Source organism: Cellvibrio sp. GW822-FHT04B05 (genome assembly GCF_058800985.1).
This window is the reverse complement of the sequence record NZ_JBXAMU010000003.1, coordinates 483645-504091: the sequence shown is the minus strand read 5'-3', so window position 1 is coordinate 504091 and position 20447 is coordinate 483645. Positions and strand designations below refer to the sequence as shown.

Here is a 20447-nt window from a genome sequence, read left to right as displayed (position 1 = left end):
TTTATGTCCGCAGTATTTTTACATGCTCGTACCCTATTGATTATTTTTAATAAAAAACTGCACCTTACTTTGTTGGGCTAGCAGCCAAACTTTTGGGGTGCAGCTTAAACAATTACCAGCTGTGCCCCAGATTATTTCTGGGGTACAGTTTCTGCCTTTTCTGGCACTAACAAACTGCGCCATTCAGCTAGGCCGCCTGGTGCCTTAACAATATTTTCGCCACGCTCAGTCAAACTTGAAGCATCAGTTGGAATGCGCACCAAGTCATAGACTGCCTCCTCTGCACGAGAGGCTAACCAAGTTGATGCAAACCAACCGAATGGATTACTTATAACATCAACTGCAACAACCATAGCCTGTGCTTCGGTTATCGCGCCATCAACAAAATCGACAAGAACCTCTTGTCCGCGATTAAAGTCCACTGCACCCAAGACAACCTCTTCTGGCTCCACTGGTACCTGCCCTTCGAACAGGATGCTACCAATAATTACCTTATCTGTTGTCTTGAAACCACCAGCACCTTTACGCGCAAACATATCGATGCCCACAAATTTAGGCAGTGCACTTAAATCGAAGCCATCAGGGAAGGCTGGTTCAGCAGTAATGGCCATCCACTCACCGTATTTCAGTTCATCGCCTGTCATGTCAATCGGTGAGTTATGGTGACTCCAATTGGCATCCTGGAAGAACATCTGGAAGTTGAACTCGGTATTACGCAGCGACTCGGGAATGAACACATTAACCGTGATCTTAAAGCCTTCACCCAAATTCAAAGAATCCAATGAGGTCAGGTTGTTTTTCTGCAAGCTGATACGCTCAACACCATCCTTTGATGATGCCGCAATAAGCTCACCATTCTCAGGAGTCAACACTGGCGATGATGAAACACCATTATCATCTGGCCAGGCAGTATTACCCCAACCATCACTACTATCGGTGAAATTCGAACGATACTGAACACCAAACTCGGTTTCAGTAGCACTGCCACCGGCAGCACTCACAATTTGCAAGTTTTCGATCAGGATAGCATCGCCCTTGGTTTGATCGGCAGCGAAATTATTGAATTGAATCCCCAAACCATTACCACCTGACGCGGCAAAAGATGCCTGTGTCGCTTCATCCGGTGTGAAAGAGTAATCATTCCATTGACCAGGAACCAGATTCCAGGTGCCGCCCCAGCCACCACCCGCCCAATTAGTTGAGTTTGCCGCAAAAATACCCATGCCAAAATTGGTGATAGAAGCTGGTATATAAATGCGTGCAGTTATGGTGAATGGCTGCGTCAGATCAACGGCCAATCCAGTACGGGTAATCTCAAACTGGTCATCCTGCGGCACGAGCGAAAGCGCTTTAACTGCTCCGCTATCAGCCGTAGAAATTATGGCTGTTTTGCCTTCCCACTGGGAATTTTTCCAACCATCAACGCCTGCGCTAAAATCACTGGCGTAGACTACAGCGGGCCCTGTCCCTTCAAGCAGTTTAAAGTTATCGAACTTAATGGGGCCCGCAACCGAAGCAGGTTTATCTTGGGCAACCAGCTCCACACCAACGGCAGCTACCTGGGTCATATCAAAACCATCGGAAACCCAGCCGGTTTTTGGCATGCTCGCACCAATTTTGTAGGTGAAGTTATTCCAACCTGCCGTCGCGTTTTTCACTTCATTCCACTGGATGCTCGCATAATTATCATTAATATCGCGCAAATAAAGTTGGTACCCCATAGAGGCCGCAGCCCCATTCGTGAGATAAGCCTCAGCGAAGCTGATATCAAAACTTAATTGCGTATTTTTCAGATTTTTTGTTGCGTCAAAGGGGAAGAGGTAAGCGACCTTGTCGCCAGGTCCTTGCCATTGAGGATTCACTGCCAGAGCGATATCACCAAATGCACCATTCAATATCTGCTCTGCTTTAGCTCCTTTTTCAACCACATCACTACCACCGACTTCGGTAATGAGGACGGGTGCACGCTGGCTGCGAATCACATTAACCGCGTTGGAAATTTTTGCTGATGTGTTATAGGTTTTGCCCTTGGCAGCCAAACCAAAAATGAGGTTTTTCTGGATATCTGCGGCCAAGAGTTCGCGCACACGGTTTGCGTCAAACGCATTGAAATCTTCACCGCATCCGGGCGCTTCTATTACCAAAGGTAGTTTGAACCCTGCTTTACGGAAATCGCGGATCAATGTTTTGGTGTAATCCATATATTCACGATAGCCAGAAGATGTAGGGTCAAATACCTCCTTGGGGCCCCAGCCACGGGCAATACTAATCATCATAATGGACTGATATTTATCCTGCGCGATGATAGGGCGGAACTTGCCGAACCAAGTCTCTTTGGCCAGACGCAAAAGATCTTCACCATTGTCCTTACAATAGAGCGCTGGGTCGTTTAGCGTCAGATTAACAAACAGGCCCTCAGTGAGTGCACGGTTCAATGCCGCTTCCAGATTTTGTACGGGCGTTTGCGGTGTTAGCACCAAGCGCATGGCACCCGCTGACACTTTAGCTAGCTCACTAATAGCATTAAAACGCTCGGTAGAGTCTGCACCGTAATCCAGTTCGATCCCTACAGGTAACACGTAGTGCTTACCGTCAGTCCACATAATATTCGTACCATCAGTACGCAGTACAGGCGCGCTCTCTGACGGACGAGCGGCCAGCGGATCCTCTACTACAACCTCGGGAGTCAGTTTATGAGTTTCAGAGTCTGAACGGCTCAACATGTCTCCACCACCACAGGCGGTCAATAAACTTGCACTAATTACAGATGCTAATAATGTCGTTTTTGTTCTCATAGTATTCTCCAAATATCTTCAAACGGAATTATCGTTATGCCGCTCGATAATTAGAAAGTCAGATTCACGCCAGCGGAATAGCGGGTTTCCTGAACCCACAAACTGTGGAACTGACTTTCATATTGGGTATAGCCTTTACGGCTTTCGCCAGTCAGGTTGGTGCCGCTAAAGAACAAATTTACGTGTTCATTAACGTTATATGAAACTGATAAATCCACGTAACCAGCGGGTTCTACCCAGTTAGCCAGATTAAAGGCATTACCTGCCGCGTTATTCACCCCCGCCAACCCGGCATACTCTTCACTACGCCAGTTGTAAGCGAGACGCACATTCAAGCCGCTGTAGTCGTACCATAAGATCAAGTTGGTTTGATGCTCCGAGTTAGATACCAGCGGCAATTGGTTGCCTTCGATATCCATGTCTTCTGACTCGGAATGAGACCAGGTGTAGTTAAACTCAACACCAGTGCGATTAAACCAATTGTCGAACATAGTGAATGGTTGTTTGTAGCCGAGTTCAACACCGTATAAATCAGCCGCGCCGGTATTGCGGGTTGACCATACCGTTGAGAACTTATTGCGATCCATACCATCCATATCGAGGAAATGGCGCTGCTCTTGATAGGATTGCACTGCGGTATCCACATCGATAAAGAAGAAGCCCAAACCTAATATGGCAGACTCATCGAAGTACCATTCAGTGGATAAGTTGTAGACGCTTGCCATCCAAGGCTTGATGTAGGGATCACCTCTATCCGAACCGCCGCCGACACAACCTACATAGTCAGGAACGAGCCCACCGGTGTTAGGATCCAGAATCTGAACTTGATTGCCATCCTCGTCCGTTTTCACGCAGCGTGAATACCAAAGCACCATTGATGAACCGATGGTATCCAGATCGTTATTGGTCATCGTGCGTGCTGCACTTAAACGCAGAATCACATCATCGCGCGGAAACAGGTTTACGTTGATTGATGGCAACAGTTCAAGCGACTGATGATTGATCATTTCAGTCTCATACACATAGGCAATTTTTTGCCAGTCGTCATAACCAATAGAGTTAAATGAATCGAGCACTTCAGGCACAACACTCTTGCCAACTTCACGACTCGTATGAACTGCCTGCACGCCAACATTGGCGTTATAAGGAATACCAAACAGACCTTGGTCATCATTGGCGAAGTTGAATTGCAGATAGGCATTCATGGAGTCTTCGGCAACAGAATAGGTTTCACCCGGCTCATTTACTGTGCGCGTACCAGGATACAAACGATTCATGAAGTCGTAAGGTGAGTCCCAATTGCTTGGCGCCAGCGCCGCCACGCCATTTTCAAAGCCCTTAATTGGGCCAAAATCGTAAAACACGCTGGTATCGGCAGCGCTAAAACCATTATCGACCAAACCACCGATATCAATCATGTTCGCATCGGTTTCCGAGAACACGAACTTGTACCAGTCAGGATACTTTTGCCAAACCGCGTTGCCCGGCAATAATTTGTAGCGCTTATCAGCGGGAACACGCGGGTCGTTGTAATTTGAATAACGGCTAGTGGGTGTCACGTAATAAAACTTGTTGTAGTTGGATTCGCGACTACCGTAACGAACACCAGCTTCCATAGACTCGATGTGCTCAGCATCAAAGATAGACTTCCAGTCGACACGAACGACATTCAACTCAGCATCTGAATTAAACCCTTCGGCAAAACCCTGATACTGTTTCAGGAAATTTGCGTCAGCCACGTCACCTTCGTAGGAGAATTTGGGGTAGTCGCCGCGATAATCCACCGTCATATGGAAACCATCAACCGGGTCTTTACCGGGAATGCCATCCTCATCGACCCATAGCCAACCGGGTGTACCCTGCTGGAATGTGGCTTTGCGCTGCTGCATTTCTGCTTTGGAGTGAATGACGCGAAGCTTGGCCTCGAACGACTCGTTATCGGTATAAGCTACTTCGAAGTTAGTGTTATAAGCAGCTGTTTTTTCAATGGTATTTTTTGATACGGATTGGAAATCTGCGGCCCACACATTCGCGAGCTGAATAGTATTGATATTAATTTCGCGCGAATTGCCTTGAGTATCAAGAAATGAAATGGTGGAGCCGGGTGAAACAATCGAGCCGGATTTTACTGCGTTGTAGGTGCCCTCGTACCTATCTTTGGCTGGAGCATTATTAATACTCCAGGCATCGGGGGTTTGTTTGGCGTTAAATTGGGCTGATACACCGCGGTCATATTTATCCATCTCGGTATAAAAAACATCGCCGCGCACACTCCAGTTTTCATTGATTTCGAAAACACTGGTCAGCGATCCACCAAAACGCTCACGCTCAACAAACTGACTGTTCGCCGCAAATTGCTCAGGCACGATATACCAATCATTAATCAGATCGCCGTCACCATCGAGATCATACATATCGGTAGGTGTTCCACCAGTTTGATCGAGGAATGCAAAGGTTTGGCCTTCCCACATGGAATAGTTGGCGTTATAGCTCTCGGCTGAATAAAGCGAGCCGATAATTGAGAAGTTATCGCCATTATTAAAGCCCGCTACCAAACCAACGTTATAGTCTGGATTGCGACGCGACTTATCACCACTTTCATCGTATTCACGACCAGAGTATTCACCTGTGGAACCTTCCACACGGAGACGCACAGTGTAGCCTTCATCCATTTTGCTGGGATCCCAGGTTTTAAGATCAACCACACCAGAAATACCACCAGACAGTATTGAGGCGTCCTGCGACTTATACACATCAACACCAGAAATCAAACCGGCTGGAATATCCGAAAAGTTAGCTTCTACTTTGTTAATACTCCACGGACTCAAAAATTGCTCACCATTCAAGGTGGTCAGTACTTGCGGCATGCCGCGAACATTCAGCGATGTCCCTTCCCCCGCTTCACGCTTAATTTGTACACCTGTTACACGCTGCAGCGAGTCAGTAATAGTTGTGTCAGGCAACTTACCAATATCCTCAGCCACGATCGAATCCACCACACTAGTCGATTCGCGTTTGATATCAATCGCTTTGGCCTGCGATGCACGCACACCTTTTACGATAATTTCTTCAACCTTTTCCTCTCCGGTGTCCGTCACTGCGGGTTCCTGCGCATAAATTTGGGCGCCATAAAGCGCACAGCCTATTGCCAGAACCAGAGCTTTTTTTCTGGTAGTGATACCGCTAGGTTTGATCATCTTGAGCTTCCTCGTGTTGTTATCTTTTATATAAATTGTGTTGGCTGAGCAGATTTTTGCGTGCGCAAAAAATCAGGAATATCGCGCCTGAACATCAAGTGAGAACACGTAAGAAAGGAGAGCTGGAAACCGGAATAACAGTGGATAAATGCAGTCGACCTGCATAGTCATTCACTCCCGAAACGGAGTCGGGCAAGGAATGGGGGCAGATTAAACCGACGAATACATCACAACTATTATTGTTATAGCGCCTGAGTTTTGCCCACGGAGGCAGTCTCGGGAACCGGGTAATGGCAAACAGCTAGAGCTTTCTTAATTATGTAAATCTATTGGTGCTGTCACTTTAATACTTAAAATATATATTATTTATGTTATTTCTTTGGGGTGATGGCGAGCGGATAATGAATTAAAATGTAATCGGTTTCAAGATAATTTTGTGATCGATTACACCCGTTTAAGCAACTTTACGAACATTTCTTTAGGAGAGAAAACCTAGTCTATTTTGGGTTTTTAATTCCATTTATCGCAAATACTCACAAAATTAGAGATTAATTGATGATCCTGTTATAAAAAAGGTCGCCGAATACAAATTCATATTTACTGATGAAATGGGTGACCATTAAGACGTACGGAAAATATTCTAAAAAAAGATAACGATTTCATCTTTTATTGCGAATCGATTAGCAAATGCCAGACATTAAAAACCCGGTCAAGCCGGGTTTTTAGTGGGGAGATGGTTGAGGTGGCCAGATTTAACTAAAGAAGGCTTTCAATCGCAGTAGTTAACTTGGGTGAATCCGGCTTAGTGAGGCTGCCAAAATACTCAACCAGTTGACCATCTTTACCCACGAGATACTTATTGAAGTTCCATTTGGGTTCCTGCGCCTGCTCTGCCAATGCCTTAAATAAAGGGTTGGCCTCTTTACCCGTCACATGGGTGGGAGAGAGCATGGTAAAGGTTACGCCGTAATTGAGGTAACAGATTTCTGCGGCCTTTTCTTCATCTGCATCTTCCTGTTTGAAATCATCGCTGGCAAAACCGACGATCACCAACCCTTTATCTTTGTACTTCTTGTGCAGCGCTTCCAGCTCTTTGAATTGGGAGGTAAAGCCACAATGACTTGCAGTGTTCACGACCAACACGGTTTTATTTTCCATCAACTCGCAGATATTCACCGAGTCTTTTGAGTGCAGCTTGCGGTACTCGCCCTTCATATAGTCAGGACAGGCCGCCGATGCAGCCGTGCTGAACAGGCTGACCAAGGCCACCCCGAATACAGTAACCAGTGGATTAAAAAATATTTTCACAGGAATGCCTCGCTCGACATGATGGATACACAACTTGCGCAGTGTATGCTTTTTTTGCCTGGGTAAAAGGGTAGGGATTGCATATTAACGAATCCTTACGAGGCAGTTCACATCCAAAAAATAAAAAGCGAATCAATTACCAGGCCCGCACATCCACACCGCCGGAATATCGTCATAGTTCAGACTGGAAATCCAGTTACCTGCACTGAATGATCGCGCCTATTAAATTGACTGCGCATGTGATTCACACCACACATCAAAACGCAGCACCTTTTTGCTGTGAAATGATTTGGATCTGAAGGTGATGCAAAACGTCTGCAGGCACGGATTTTTTGCATCTCTATTTCGCTCTATTGTTGCCTTTGTGTTTATCGATCATACCCAATTCCTTTTTTATTAATGCCAGTGACGGTTCAAAATATTTCACCTCACCGGTGGTTCAATAGAATTAGGAGTTGCGCTTTGTTCAATTGCCAATAACAACATCAATGCAATTAAAAACTATTTTAAAAATCAACAAATAAAATAATTTCCGAATCCAGTACCCGTGTTTTTGGGATCACACCCGCTCATACGGCCAGCTTTTTAAGAGCGAATGAGAATTTGTGACTTCTTCAGCTTTTTTTGCTTTGCAATTATTTAAGCGCGATAACGCACTGAGCTGGAGCTAGCGAATCCCTAAGCTGAGACTGTCACACTTATTCTCGTACATTGGGTAACGAGGCAAATAAGTGAATTGTCGTTTTTAAACGAGGACTAATACTATGATTAGATCAATAATCCACGGAAAGAGCGCTTCCCGCGTGGCGATCCTGGCGCTCAGCGGGGCGCTTTTAGCGGCTTGCAGTTCTCCACCTAAAGCACCCGACCAAGCATTACAAGCGGCAGAGCTTGCCATTGCTACTGCAGAACAAGCGCGGGTTGCAGATTATGCATCTCCTGAATTGGGCGAGGCCCGTAACAAGTTAACAGCAGCGCGCGCTGCGGTAGCGAAAGAGGAAATGACCACTGCTGCACGCTTGGCTGAGCAATCGCGTGTCGATGCGGAATTGGCTACAGCCAAAGCTGCTGCTGCAAAAGCCCAGGAAGTGAATGACGAGTTACACAAAAACGTCAATGTGCTGGAGCAGGAACTACAACGTAATTCAGGAGGTGTGCAATGAAATTTACCATGGCATCAAAAGGTCCAATTTTTTCTGCACTATTAGCCAGCTTGATTTTCTCAGGTTGTAGCTCTACTCCCAAAGCACCTGATGGAGCAAGTGAAGTGCGTGCGAAATTGACACAGCTGCAATCAAATTCCGAATTGGCCACGCGAGCTCCGGTTGCTATCAAAGATGCCGAAGCAGCTGTTCGCACCGCTGAAGAGCCGCGCAAAGACACTGCCTATGCGAAGCACCTTGTCTATCTTGCCGATCGCAAAGTAGACACTGCTGCGGCTTTAGCGCAAGCGCGGTTATTGGAAGATAAGCGCAAAGAAATCAGCGGCCAAGCTACCGCAGCACAATTGGCTTCGCGTACCCAGGAAGCTGAGGCCCTCCGTCGTCAACTGGCAGAACTCAATGCGAAACAAACCGAGCGCGGTTTGGTTGTTACCTTGGGTGATGTGTTGTTCGAAACCGGTAAGGCGGATTTGCGTGGTACTGCTACTGCCAATCTGAGCAAGCTCAGTGGATTCCTTGCGCAGTACCCAGATCGGTCGTTGGTAATTGAAGGACACACCGATAGTGTGGGTAGCGACAGCTTTAACCAGGTGCTTTCGCAAAATCGTGCCGATGCTGTTAAAGCATTTTTGTTGAACCAAGGCGTTGCCTCTAATCGTATTACCGCTGTTGGTAAAGGTGAAAGCTCGCCCATTGCATCGAATGACTCCTCTTCCGGACGACAAATGAATCGGCGTGTTGAAGTCATTATTGCAACGCCAGGTCAAGTCAGTTCCGGTCAATAATATTGGGCTTAACGCAGTCTGGCGTAAGCCAGCTGCAATCCCTCCGCAATGGATAGCACCGAAGGGAAAATCAGGGAAATTATTGTAAAGGTAAAGCAAGGAGAAAAATTATGACTCTTGGCACAATTTTATTAATCGTCCTGATCTTAATCCTGATTGGTGCAATTCCAGCGTGGCCTCACAGTCGCAGCTGGGGTTATGGCCCAAGTGGTGGTTTAGGTTTAGTGGTTTTGATTTTAATCATACTCATACTGCTTGGTTACGTCTGACCGACGCAATGAGTCTTTTAATCCGGTCCATCATTAACAATAGTTTTAAATTTTTCACTTAAAGGATATTAAATTATGAAAACATATTCTCATTATTTCACTGCTGTGCTGTTATCCTTTTTTGTTTTACTGGCTGGCTGTTCTTCAACCGCAAAAGAAAAAAGTACCGGCGAATATTTCGACGATGCGGTAATCACTACTAAAGTAAAAGCGGCCTTCATTGAAGACAATGAACTTAAGGCAACTGAAATTCAGGTTGAAACTTTTAAAGGCGTAGTGCAACTGAGTGGTTTCGTAGCTAATTCATCTCACGTTAGCAAGGCAAGCAAAGTTGCTCGCAGTGTAAAAGGTGTGCAATCCGTTAAAAACGATATTCGGGTGAAGTGATAATTATCGCTTCATCTGATTGAAATAAAAAGGGCTGCAAATTGCAGCCTTTTTTATTATGGATAATGTTCTACGGTCTTAAATAAAAAAGCGGATCTAAAAAGATCCGCAAGTCCGGGAGAAAAACGAAGGAAGAATAAAGAACTCATTAATTACAGCTTGGTAAACCTGATCCAGTTAATATTCCAGCCGCCGACAGGCGCAAAAATGCCCACGCTATAAGTTCCAGCATTAATCGACACGTTGTGAGAAACCGTAGTCCAGGTTTGCCAGCCACCTGTTGCAGGAATATTGACTTGTCCCAATTGAATTGCACCTGCATTTAAATCCAGTGACAAGCGTGCGCCGCTTGGGCTAGCTACACGGTATTCCACTTTGTAGGTGCCGCTACTCGGAAAATTAATATTAGCGTGCGCCATCCAATCATTTGCATCAATCCAGCCAACATTTTGGCCGCCACCGGTATCCGTAGTGGTTTCCAATTGCACACCACTCATCGCAGTGTAGGCTTCTGCTTGAATCAAACGGGTAAATGCACCCGCAGATGAACTCGATGAAGATGCACCACCACAAGCGGACACGGCAATCGGCTCCCAGAAATAAGTGCTGACGGTGGGGATGTAACCGGGGTTGTCGTATTTAGCAATGTAGTAACCGCCTTGATAAGCCACCTTATTACCTGCGACATAATTTTGTCCGCTTACCCACGCCGGACAACCCGTTGATGTAGACGAACTGCTTGACCCACCACCACTGCCGATTTGGGTGCGAATGGCAGCAAGCAAATTATTTGCACCGGCGATATCTTGCGATAATTCCCAAATCATTACACCCGAACCTTCTTGCAAGGCGAGCTGGGTTTTTGCGCGAATAGTTGGAATACCATTGTAAGTAATGTAGCTGCAACCCGCGCAACGAGTGCCGATAACGTCGGCTTGCGCCGCACCGGAACCAAATTGGTTGACGATGGAAGCAAAGTCATAAGCAGCAGCGTAACCATTAAATCCATATCCGTAGAACGGAACACCCAATACCATTTTTTGTTTGGTGAGGCCGCGTGCTTTCCAGATATTTATATCCGAAACTGCCATCGAGTAGGGCGAGTGCTCAACACCGGCTTGTCCCCAGCCTGGTCCGATTGCGTCGTACGACATGATGTTGACGAAATCAAAATATTGCAGCGATGAAGTGGGAACCATCCCGCCGACATAAGAAGCCGTAGCCGAGGTTAATAATTTTCCTGCAGGCAAGCCATTGCGCAATGCTTGAATAAATGGCGTGTAATTTCCTGCGTTATCGATATTGGTCAGAACTACACCTTCGATGTCGATATCCAAGCCGTCAAGATTGAAGGTGTTTACAAATTGCAGCAGGTTATTGACGATGGTTGCACGGTTGGCCGGTTGCAGCAGTGTCTGCCAATTGCCGGAACAGGACGGCAGAACACCACCGGCAACTGATACCAATACTTTTACTCCAGCTTGATGGGCTTTTTGTACCACGTAGTTGATATCACTTGCGCTAGCTCCCTCCATACAAACCGGATTGCCGCCATTGGTTACCGCACCGCTGGCATTTGGATTTAAAAATGAGAGATTAATGTGGGTGAGCTTACTGAGATCAGTGCGGTCAATAACCGCTGGCATATTTTTGTAAGAGGGAATGTAACCGACCACTTTGGTTTGCGCTTGTGCAATAGATGGAAGTCCCACCAGTGCAATTAATCCAAGACAGCTAGCACACAACCATTGCCGAATTGAAATTGGAATAAGTAAAGTTTTTTTTAAGGTTTGATGATAGGCGCGCATTTAAGAGAGACCTCTGTTCGTTATTCGGTTAAGTAAAAAATCCTGCGGAATAAAAATCATCACCGCAGCAAACTAGCACCCGTCAAAATGGGTCGCAACAAAAGGCCTAAACTCGCACCCAAACACCATAAAGTCATACATTAGTGAACCAAGTGGGATTAAAACCGTTGATGTGGATGACAAAAAAGGAATGGCAAAAGACACAGGCACGAAAAATACGGGGAAGTCTCACTTTATCTGAAGCAGAGTGGGATGAAATTGCGCCAAATGGATCACTCGAAAACTGTGATGCATATTAAAGGGCATTTAATGATGGCAAAAAAAAAGCCAGAGATAACTCTGGCAAGTCACGGGAAAACAAAAGGAAGCTAAAATCGGGGAAGTAAAACAATCAGTAGCAATGCAATAAATGTAACCAGCAGGAAGATATTCAGCAACCAAAATAATGCCGTATATCTATGTGAAACATCGTGAAGATATGTCATCACCCATACACCACTTAACAACATTAACGTAAACCGCAATAATGATCAGTCACTATTCAAGTGACATTCACCTAGTCAGTTGTTGGACGTTAACATCGACAAAAATAGCTGGCAACAAGAAGTTATAGATAAGGGAAAAGTCGAACCTGCGGAGAAAAATAGAACTTCTATATAAAAGTATTACAATTCAACTTCTCACACTGATACCTAATAAAAGCATAACCAGAGCAGTGTAAATACTTTTATTAATAATCATAATCCACTCTCATCTTCATGAAGTTAACATTGAACCTATAAGTAACTCGTTATGTTCTTTAAAGTTCAATCCGCACCGGCGAATAAAATCAGCTAGTTGATCCATATCATGCAGTGGCGTGTAGTAAGCATTCATTTCATTAGATTTCAATGAAGGGAAAACTCCATAACCCGCCAGTAAACAAGCCCATGACTTTGGTTGATAGCTTCCCACCAAATTATTCATATACATCTCTTTTGAAAAATCTTTACTATTCCACCATAAATGTAAGATTTTACTAAGAGTTTCTGACAAATTAGTATTGGCAGCATTATCCCGCCAATAATCGGTATCCTTTCTTTGATTAACCTTGTAATGGCAAACAATATAATCCCTGACACCATCAAATTTTGCATTAATTTCTTTGTTAAAGATTTCTTCAAATTTATTGGTATAAGACCCATTTTCAAAATGCTTCATGAAACGTGTAATAGTCTCAAGCGAAAGCGCAAGTGCAGTGGCCTCCAATGGCTCAATAAATCCTTGAGACAACCCTATTGCCACACAATTTTTTTCCCAATGTTTTTCAACACGTCCGACCTTCATCTGAAGATGCCTGGCTGCGGTATCGCTATCGAGTAACCCCAAATGCTGCCTTAATTCTTTTTCGGCCTGATCTGGTGTGATGTAATCAGTACTATACACATAACCATTTCCAAAACGGTTGGTTAACGGAATCTTCCATGCCCAACCATTCGACAATGCAGTTGATCTTGTCTCTGGTGGAATAGTTTCCGATATTGCACTCGGCATCACAACTGCCGCGTTATTAAATAAATTATCTTTAAAACTTTTATAACTCGTTTTCAATGCACCTTGCATAAGCAAAGACTTGAACCCGGAGCAATCAATAAAAAAATCGGCCTCTAAAAGACTGTCGTCATCTAATCTAACAGAGGTTATTGCACCATTTTGCCCCAGCACTACCTCAGTTACGGTGCCAAAAATTCTTTTCACCCCTCTGCTTACAGCCTTTTCAGCAAGAAATTGCCCCAAGAGAGTTGCGTCGAAATGATATCCATAGCCAACACCAAACGGGAACGTCTCATTTGGTATAGGACCAAGGTTTTCTCTTGTAAGATAAGTTTCTAAAAAGTAATGATCTGGATGTGCATTCGCGTTATTTCCCTGCATACGTGCGTTGATATTGCTAAAAAAAATCGGAACAGTAAGCATGTCATCCGTTTGTGCAGGGAACGGATGAAAATAGGATTCATAACCGGGAATAGACGACCAATTTGCAAACGAAATTCCATTTTTATAGGTTGCATTACAGCGAGGCATCCATTCTGATTCAGCCAGGCCTACAGTATCAAAAAAGAATTTCAAGTGCGGCGTACTTCCCTCACCGACACCAATAATGCCAATCTCCTTAGACTCCAACAGACAAACGTCGACATCATTCCAACGGCACGCAATTAAATTCGCGGCCATCCAACCAGCCGTACCGCCACCAACAATGAGAATTTTTTTTGGCTTTTGATGTTCACTTGTCATATTCATAAACTCACCATTGGATGCTTGATATAACTACTATTTTTTTAATTTTTCAATAAAGTAATCTTTGATAGCTCTTACATACTCGGATGATAATTTACCCAGCATATGCTGCTGATGCTCAGGAATATAAGAAGCTGGGTCAACTCCTTGTTTAAACAGATAATGGTCAAACATGTAGCGCCAAGCGTTGCGTTGTTTAGGTGTTAAATCACGCATAGCCAACAATGCGATATTCAAACTGTCAATCGGACTTGGTGATGTTGCACTTTTAGCAGAAGAACCGTTCCACCAGTAATTCATCAACGCATTCACTTTTGCCAGTGATTCCACATGATGCCACCACAGCATGGGGATGAAAATCGCATCACCCGGATCAAGCTCTGCAGAGTAAGCGTTGGCCAATGCAGTTTTAAAGTGGGGATAACGCTCAAAGTCCGGCTCATGTAGATTAACCATACTGGTCGGTGCACCGGCCGGAGTAAAATTGAGCGAACCCGGATATAAATTGCCGGTCTGATCCGGCGGAAACAGTACAAAACGTCTGCGCCCGGCGACTACGCAAGCGATATTATCAGCACCGTCGTAGTGGGCGCTGACAATGCCCTCGTTACCAACCCACAAGCGCGGCTCCACACCGGGGAAAAAGTCGGATTTATTTTCCTCACTCAATCCCGGAAGTATTTCACTGGGTAAAGAATTTTGCATGGAGATAGCTGGATAAATTTCTCTATCCATCAATTCCAGCAAACGCCCCAAAAACAAATCCACCCGCTCTTCACCGCGAATGTAATTCACGTCAGTCATGTCATCGTTGTAATAAAAACGTTTGTTAGCAGCAGGTGGCGCAACAAAAATTCTGGCTTTTTTTCCTGTATAAAAACGCAGCAGGTAAGTGGCAAAATCCTGCGGCGTTTTTTGTGCGGCCGCAACCAGTGGCCAATGTTGGGCAAAGCCACGAATAACCACAGGTTGTTGTTCGGACGCTATTTGCTCAAAAAATTGCTGAGCTTGAAGCTCGCGATACTCAGGAATCTGTTTGTAGGCCGTCATATCATTGGTTACTCGTCAGGAAAAACCCAACATTTACATCACTTTTTTTGCAGCGCAATGCTGCCGGATATAATCACCGTGTGTTGGCATTTGCATGACTGTTGTATAGATACTTTGCACACTCTCTTGCAACGTTTTTGCCAAACCCTGGCTGTCAAACCCATCCATTAACGGATGATATTTTTTCGGACGCACCTTCATACCCTCCAGGATTGAACACCAACTATCCTGGCTAAAAAACTGACCGTAACTGTGCTCTAGCTGGCCACGCTCGCGAAACAAGTGGATTTTTTCACTCAACGAATCGGGCACAGGCATATTCTGGCACCAGCGCCAGAATTCCGTATCATCACGCTTGGTGGTGCAATAATGCAAAATAATAAAATCGCGAACCTCTTGATAATCGAGGTTGATCTTTTGGTTAAATGCCTTTTCTACATGGGGCTCAAAATCCCGATCGGGAAAATGGCTGATAAAGCGAAGCAGTGTTTTATACACCAGATGAATGGCCGTAGATTCCAATGGCTCCAAAAAGCCGGAGGCAAGCCCCACCGACAAACAGTTGTTGTGCCATATTTTTTGGCGCCGCCCAGTGGTAAATGGAATCACTCGCGGTTCAATTAATAATTCACCATCAACCGTCTTCAATAAAGTATCAATGGCCTTGTCGTCGGAACAATGCTCGCCGGAAAAAACATAGCCATTGCCTGTACGATGTTGCAATGGAATTTTCCACGTCCAACCAGCTTCCCGAGCGGTAGCGGTGGTAAAAGGAGGAGGCTCCCCGGTATTAGTGGCTTGTACAGCAATTGCACGATTACAGGGTAAATAATGTGTCCAATCCTCATAGCCAATCTTTAAAGAATCCGCAATTAATAAGCCTTTAAAACCAGTGCAGTCTATAAAAAAATCGTTGCTAATCGTTGTACCGTTATTCAACTCTAATGCACTAATAAATTGGCGCTCATCAATTATAACGTTATCAACTGTTGCCTCGATTCGCTCAACACCGCGGCCCAGTGAAAAATCTCGTAAATAACGGGCAACCAAAATCGCATCGAAGTGCAAAGCGTGGCCGATATTACGTAATACCCAGTTTCGCTCTTGAGGAGAACACAGTATAAAGCGATGATTTTCGGCCATGATGGCGCAGGGCGAATGATCAACCCAGCGAGAAGTATGTCCATCGGCACAGGTTTTTAACCATGCCTGATAAAATTCAAAACCATGCAGATCTTGCCCCACTCGGCCAAATGGATGAAAGTAATGATCGCCGGGTTTTAGCCAATCTTCAAAGCGAATTCCCAACTTAAAACTCGCCGATGTTGCTTCAACAAATTCTTTAAGATTAATCCGACAGACGCGCAAAAATTCAATAATCGAAGGCACAGTCGATTCACCCACGCCGATAGTGGCAATATCCGGCGATTCGATAACCGTAATTTTTATACCGGTGCCTTGTAGCGAGGAAGACAGCAAACTGGCAGCCATCCAGCCTGCAGTTCCACCGCCGACAATACAAATCGAACTTAAATTATTTTGCATAGTAAAATCGAATCCATAAAATCTTCACCATGTGCGGTCAGGTTTTGCACCCGTATCTACACTATAGAAAATTACAAAGCAGTTAAGAATAGCAAATTTAAAAATAGCGTCTAACTAAAAAAACGCGCCGCATTACTGCGGCGCGTTTTTAATCACACATTTCTATCAGCTTGTTTCTAGGAAACAGCTATTAGAAAGTGGCGCGGAGGCTCAATGCATAACGACGGTCAGTCGTGAAACTTAGAGCGTCAGTCTTATCACCAGCCTGGTTCAATTGATACTGGGTTTTGGTCTCTTCATTCAGCAAGTTGCTGCCTTCGATACCCACTTTCAAGTTATCGTTAATGGTGTAATACAAGCTTGCGTCCACCATACCCTGTGCTTTCGCATAAGCCGGAACAAACTCTTCGGACTCACGTATAGTCAACAGATACTCGGAACGCCAGGTGTACGCCAGACGGAAAGAAATATCATTGTATTCATACATACCAACGATATTCATGTTCTCATCTGAATAACCTTGCAATGGCAAACCAGTAAACACACGGAAGCTATTGCGATTATCAGTGATAGGCACGCCTGCACCGTTGTAGCGAAGATCTTCCGATGGACTGGTATTAGGATCTTCCAATCCGTTCTGGTCGATATAGGTATAGTTAAACTGCAAACCTAAACCACTCCAAGCACCAGGCAAGAAATCATAGAACTGTGAGTAAGAGAACTCAACGCCGCGGATAGTACCGGAACCGGTATTATCCGGGCCGTATGCTGATATCGGGTAATTAGTACCTGTGTAATCAAGATCCAAGCTGAATTGCTTGTTACGGATAATGTTATCCAGTTCTTTATGGAATAAACCGACTGATAACGAACCTGCTTCTGCAAAGTACCATTCAGTACTTAAGTCAAAGTTAACTGACTCCTCAGGCTCCAAGTAGGCATTACGCGCATTAGCACTGATTTCAATGTCTTTCAAATCAATAACCGGGTTATAGGTCGCATTTGCCGGGTTATCATCTTTCTGTTCACTCGGTTTTTGCAGAACTTCGGTGTAATCCAAGCTCACAACCATACTATTACGGGTATCCAACAGACTGGGGTAATAAAGTCCTTTGGATGCACCAAAGCGAACAACAACATCATCTGCCACACCAAAACTCAGGTTTAAACTCGGCAATACTGTGTCGTAATCGGTACCATTAACAGTGCTTGGAATAGCTTCACCTGATGCCAGGGCAAACAGGCTTGGATATTTCGATTGCATGACTTGATACAAGGATTGAGTCGGATCTGTACCGCGTCTGGACGTTGCCGGCAGTGTCACAGCACCCGTTGATTTCAGTTGGTAGTTCACATAGCGCAAACCAATGTTACCCTTTACTGGTACTATCAAGTCAGCAAAGTCAAAGTCGCCACGAACATAAAACTCGGTGCGCTCTTCATTGGTTGAACTCAAGTGTCGAGGTGCAAAGTGGCTATTAACGCGATCTTCAAGGTCTTCATATGGAAGGGCACATCCACCACTGCCATCCATTGCGTTACCCAATGCACTCCAGGTACCACAACCATCGCGCAGGGTTTGGATATAGTTTTTAGTCAAGTCCATACTGGGGAACAAGAAGCTGTTGTAATCGCCTTTTACAACCTTACCGTTGTACTGATCAGCAAAACTAACACGCTCAAACAACTGTGGGGCCACTTGCGGTGATGCGTTATAAGAATCTTGCGCGTTCCATGGAGTACCCAGCGCTTGCCAGCCTTCGTACTCGGTATCACCAATAGTCAGGTCTTTATCAGAATAATAAACACCCGTTTTTATTGCAGTCAAAATGCCGTCAAATTCGTATTGAAGATCTAATTTAACGCTGTCAGATTTAGCGGTAGAGTGGACCTCCTGTTGCATACCACTCGCTAAACGCAAGATTGGATTGGTGTTCGCAGCAACGTCCGCTGGATAGGACACATTTTCATTCAAGTACTCGAATGTTGGAGTAGAACCTCTTAAATCCATAAAGAACGGCGCATTGACTTTGGTTTGATTGCCGTTAATGCGAGAAGTTAAACCGTAGTTATGGACAATTTGCTCGGAATCAACATGCTGATAATCAAACGACGCGGTTAAACGATCCGTTGGCTTCAAGGTCAGGTTGAATGAGGTATCTTCTACGGTATTTTCGTTGTAGTTATAACGAGAACGAAATTGCAGCGGCATATCCGGCGCGTCAGAGATACCAACGCCCGAGGTCAGGAAACCACGGTCATTCACTGTCAATGGCCGTCCATCTTCAGATTCGTCAAACCACTGAACAGCATTAGGCACAAACGCCAGGAACCCACGGTCGCCAGATGCGATCACGCGTTCGCGCCATTCCAGAGATGCTTTAGAGTTGATGTGCTCCAGCGTTGCAGTAATAGTTTCGTCGACGTTCGCCCACTGTAACGATGTGGTAAAACCAGTACGCTCACGATCATTTTCAGCGGAGCTAATGTGATAGTTTGCTGGTGCATACCATGTCACGCCATCAGGTTGGCCTTCAAGTGCTTGTGCTTCGTATGGCGGTACGTAAGCAGAGGCATCTTCCGCGTCGTACTGGCCTGCTCCATCGCTAAGTTGTGCAGGACTACATGCACGCCAACCCGGATCACCAGGAATACAAGGATGAGAATACTGACCTGCAATAACACCAGGAGAAGGTGTACCCCACTCATCATAAGAGAAAGTATCCAGCACACCACGGCTGTGATAGTTACCCAAACCAACGCCGTCACCACGAGTCTCATATTCAGATTGTGAACCCGCAATCAAGAAACCAAATTTACCGGCACTAGTTTCCCAACTGTCAGCGAATAAGGCAGAAAATGAAGGGGTTACTTCCTCACGAAAATCACCATAATTAGCTTTAGCGTTGAAAGAGATTATACGCTTATCTGAGTCAAATGGTTTGCGAGTCATCAGGTTAACAGTACCTGCTATGCCACCAGAGATCAGATCAGCAGTTTGGTTTTTAACAACTTCCACTGCACCCAACAATTCTGCCGGGAAGTCTTCATAGCTTAAGCCGCCCCATGGATTAGCACTGAAAGCATCACGACCATTCACTTCTGAACGCACGCGATCAAGACCACGCACCAATACACCAGTACCTTCGTCAGCATAGTGCTTAGGATCGCTGGATGATGCAAAACGCTCAATGGTTACACCAGGAACGCGCTGCAATGCTTCAGTAACGGATTTATCCGGCAATGCACCGATATCCGATGCAGTAATTACATCTTTTACCGTGTCTGCATTACGCTTGATTTCCTGCGCGCTATTGATACTGGTACGCATACCGGTAACAACAACTTCTTCAAGGTTTTCAGTCTGGGCGGTTTGTGCAAACGACGGCACGCTCAGAGCCATAATTGATACTGCAAGCAAGGATCTTTTAAATCCTTTGCTCGACATTTCTGTCATGTTGTTTTTACTTTTAAACATATCCAACCCCTTAGTTGTTTTCTCTCGTATTAAACTCATTGAAACGATCGCGGGAGACTGCTGCACGTATTTCAATGAACACTCCATCTACTTTGTACATGCGAAACACGCTTCAGTTTTATTCATCCCAACACGAAACGCCGACAAAATACTCTCTACTCCTCTTTTTTTTTAAAAACGGAACAATGTCCGAATTTAACACCCGCCTTTTTGTGATTCTATATGCCAAAAAAAATAGGACTCTTTTTTACCAAAAGTCGAACTTTTTGCGAAAAATCGCTACTGCAAGTGGGCGCTGTTACAAAAGTTACTAACTACGGATCTTGTGGACCCTCGTGCAGCAATAACCAATGTTCTTCATTTCATGCATTATAGTTCGCAT

General features: G+C 45.0%; 12 protein-coding genes. 4 read left to right on the top strand and 8 right to left on the bottom strand.

What is annotated here, in order from left to right; genetic code table 11:
* Nucleotides 1–131: 131 nt before the first annotated feature.
* The 3 genes from AC1RJL_RS12040 to AC1RJL_RS12030 all read right to left on the bottom strand — a co-directional run bounded on the left by AC1RJL_RS12040 (nucleotide 132) and on the right by AC1RJL_RS12030 (nucleotide 7300).
* Entirely contained in the window at nucleotides 132–2795 is a 2664-nt protein-coding gene (locus AC1RJL_RS12040; protein WP_492914276.1) for a hypothetical protein, read from the bottom strand.
* 50 nt (nucleotides 2796–2845) lie between these two features.
* The gene (locus AC1RJL_RS12035) at nucleotides 2846–5992 is read right to left on the bottom strand and encodes a TonB-dependent receptor (protein ID WP_492914274.1); all 3147 of its coding nucleotides are present in this window, start codon (nucleotides 5990–5992) and stop codon (nucleotides 2846–2848) included.
* A gap of 756 nt (nucleotides 5993–6748) precedes the next feature.
* Nucleotides 6749–7300, bottom strand: a complete 552-nt coding sequence (locus AC1RJL_RS12030) for a glutathione peroxidase (protein ID WP_492914272.1) — start codon at nucleotides 7298–7300, stop codon at nucleotides 6749–6751.
* Nucleotides 7301–8064: 764 nt separating this feature from the next.
* Here AC1RJL_RS12030 and AC1RJL_RS12025 point away from each other — a divergent pair.
* From AC1RJL_RS12025 to AC1RJL_RS12010, 4 genes are all read left to right on the top strand, one after another.
* Entirely contained in the window at nucleotides 8065–8463 is a 399-nt protein-coding gene (locus AC1RJL_RS12025; RefSeq protein WP_492914270.1) for a DUF4398 domain-containing protein, read from the top strand.
* Nucleotides 8460–9248: an OmpA family protein gene (locus AC1RJL_RS12020; protein ID WP_492914268.1), complete on the top strand. Its 789-nt coding sequence runs from the start codon at nucleotides 8460–8462 to the stop codon at nucleotides 9246–9248. The genes AC1RJL_RS12025 and AC1RJL_RS12020 overlap by 4 nt, the downstream gene beginning before the upstream one ends.
* Nucleotides 9249–9358: 110 nt before the next feature.
* Nucleotides 9359–9517, top strand: a complete 159-nt coding sequence (locus tag AC1RJL_RS12015; protein ID WP_492914266.1) for a DUF3309 family protein — start codon at nucleotides 9359–9361, stop codon at nucleotides 9515–9517.
* Nucleotides 9518–9592: 75 nt separating this feature from the next.
* A complete protein-coding gene (locus AC1RJL_RS12010) occupies nucleotides 9593–9904 on the top strand; it encodes a BON domain-containing protein (RefSeq protein ID WP_492914264.1) in 312 nt (103 codons plus the stop codon).
* A 152-nt stretch (nucleotides 9905–10056) separates the two neighbouring features.
* Here AC1RJL_RS12010 and AC1RJL_RS12005 read toward each other — a convergent pair whose 3' ends face one another.
* From AC1RJL_RS12005 to AC1RJL_RS11985, 5 genes are all read right to left on the bottom strand, one after another.
* Nucleotides 10057–11616: a glycosyl hydrolase family 18 protein gene (locus tag AC1RJL_RS12005; RefSeq protein ID WP_492914262.1), complete on the bottom strand. Its 1560-nt coding sequence runs from the start codon at nucleotides 11614–11616 to the stop codon at nucleotides 10057–10059.
* An 852-nt stretch (nucleotides 11617–12468) separates the two neighbouring features.
* Nucleotides 12469–13995 carry a tryptophan halogenase family protein gene (locus AC1RJL_RS12000; RefSeq protein ID WP_492914260.1) on the bottom strand — a complete coding sequence of 509 codons (1527 nt, stop codon included), beginning with the start codon at nucleotides 13993–13995 and terminating at the stop codon, nucleotides 12469–12471.
* Nucleotides 13996–14025: 30 nt separating this feature from the next.
* On the bottom strand, nucleotides 14026–15042 hold the full coding sequence (locus tag AC1RJL_RS11995) for a cupin-like domain-containing protein (protein ID WP_492914257.1): 1017 nt from the start codon (nucleotides 15040–15042) through the stop codon (nucleotides 14026–14028).
* A gap of 33 nt (nucleotides 15043–15075) precedes the next feature.
* Nucleotides 15076–16587, bottom strand: coding sequence for a tryptophan halogenase family protein (locus tag AC1RJL_RS11990; protein WP_492914255.1), 1512 nt, complete (start codon nucleotides 16585–16587; stop codon nucleotides 15076–15078).
* 190 nt (nucleotides 16588–16777) lie between these two features.
* On the bottom strand, nucleotides 16778–20065 hold the full coding sequence (locus AC1RJL_RS11985) for a TonB-dependent receptor (RefSeq protein WP_492914253.1): 3288 nt from the start codon (nucleotides 20063–20065) through the stop codon (nucleotides 16778–16780).
* Between the last annotated feature and the right edge of the window lie 382 nt (nucleotides 20066–20447).

Coding starts and splice junctions, on each gene's coding strand:
- AC1RJL_RS11995 (WP_492914257.1), bottom strand. CDS start 15,042: ATGACGGCCTACAAACAGATTCCTGAGTATCGCGAGCTTCAAGCTCAG.
- AC1RJL_RS11990 (WP_492914255.1), bottom strand. CDS start 16,587: ATGCAAAATAATTTAAGTTCGATTTGTATTGTCGGCGGTGGAACTGCA.
- AC1RJL_RS12015 (WP_492914266.1), top strand. CDS start 9,359: ATGACTCTTGGCACAATTTTATTAATCGTCCTGATCTTAATCCTGATT.
- AC1RJL_RS12020 (WP_492914268.1), top strand. CDS start 8,460: ATGAAATTTACCATGGCATCAAAAGGTCCAATTTTTTCTGCACTATTA.
- AC1RJL_RS12000 (WP_492914260.1), bottom strand. CDS start 13,995: ATGAATATGACAAGTGAACATCAAAAGCCAAAAAAAATTCTCATTGTT.
- AC1RJL_RS12025 (WP_492914270.1), top strand. CDS start 8,065: ATGATTAGATCAATAATCCACGGAAAGAGCGCTTCCCGCGTGGCGATC.
- AC1RJL_RS12010 (WP_492914264.1), top strand. CDS start 9,593: ATGAAAACATATTCTCATTATTTCACTGCTGTGCTGTTATCCTTTTTT.
- AC1RJL_RS12040 (WP_492914276.1), bottom strand. CDS start 2,795: ATGAGAACAAAAACGACATTATTAGCATCTGTAATTAGTGCAAGTTTA.
- AC1RJL_RS11985 (WP_492914253.1), bottom strand. CDS start 20,065: ATGTTTAAAAGTAAAAACAACATGACAGAAATGTCGAGCAAAGGATTT.
- AC1RJL_RS12035 (WP_492914274.1), bottom strand. CDS start 5,992: ATGATCAAACCTAGCGGTATCACTACCAGAAAAAAAGCTCTGGTTCTG.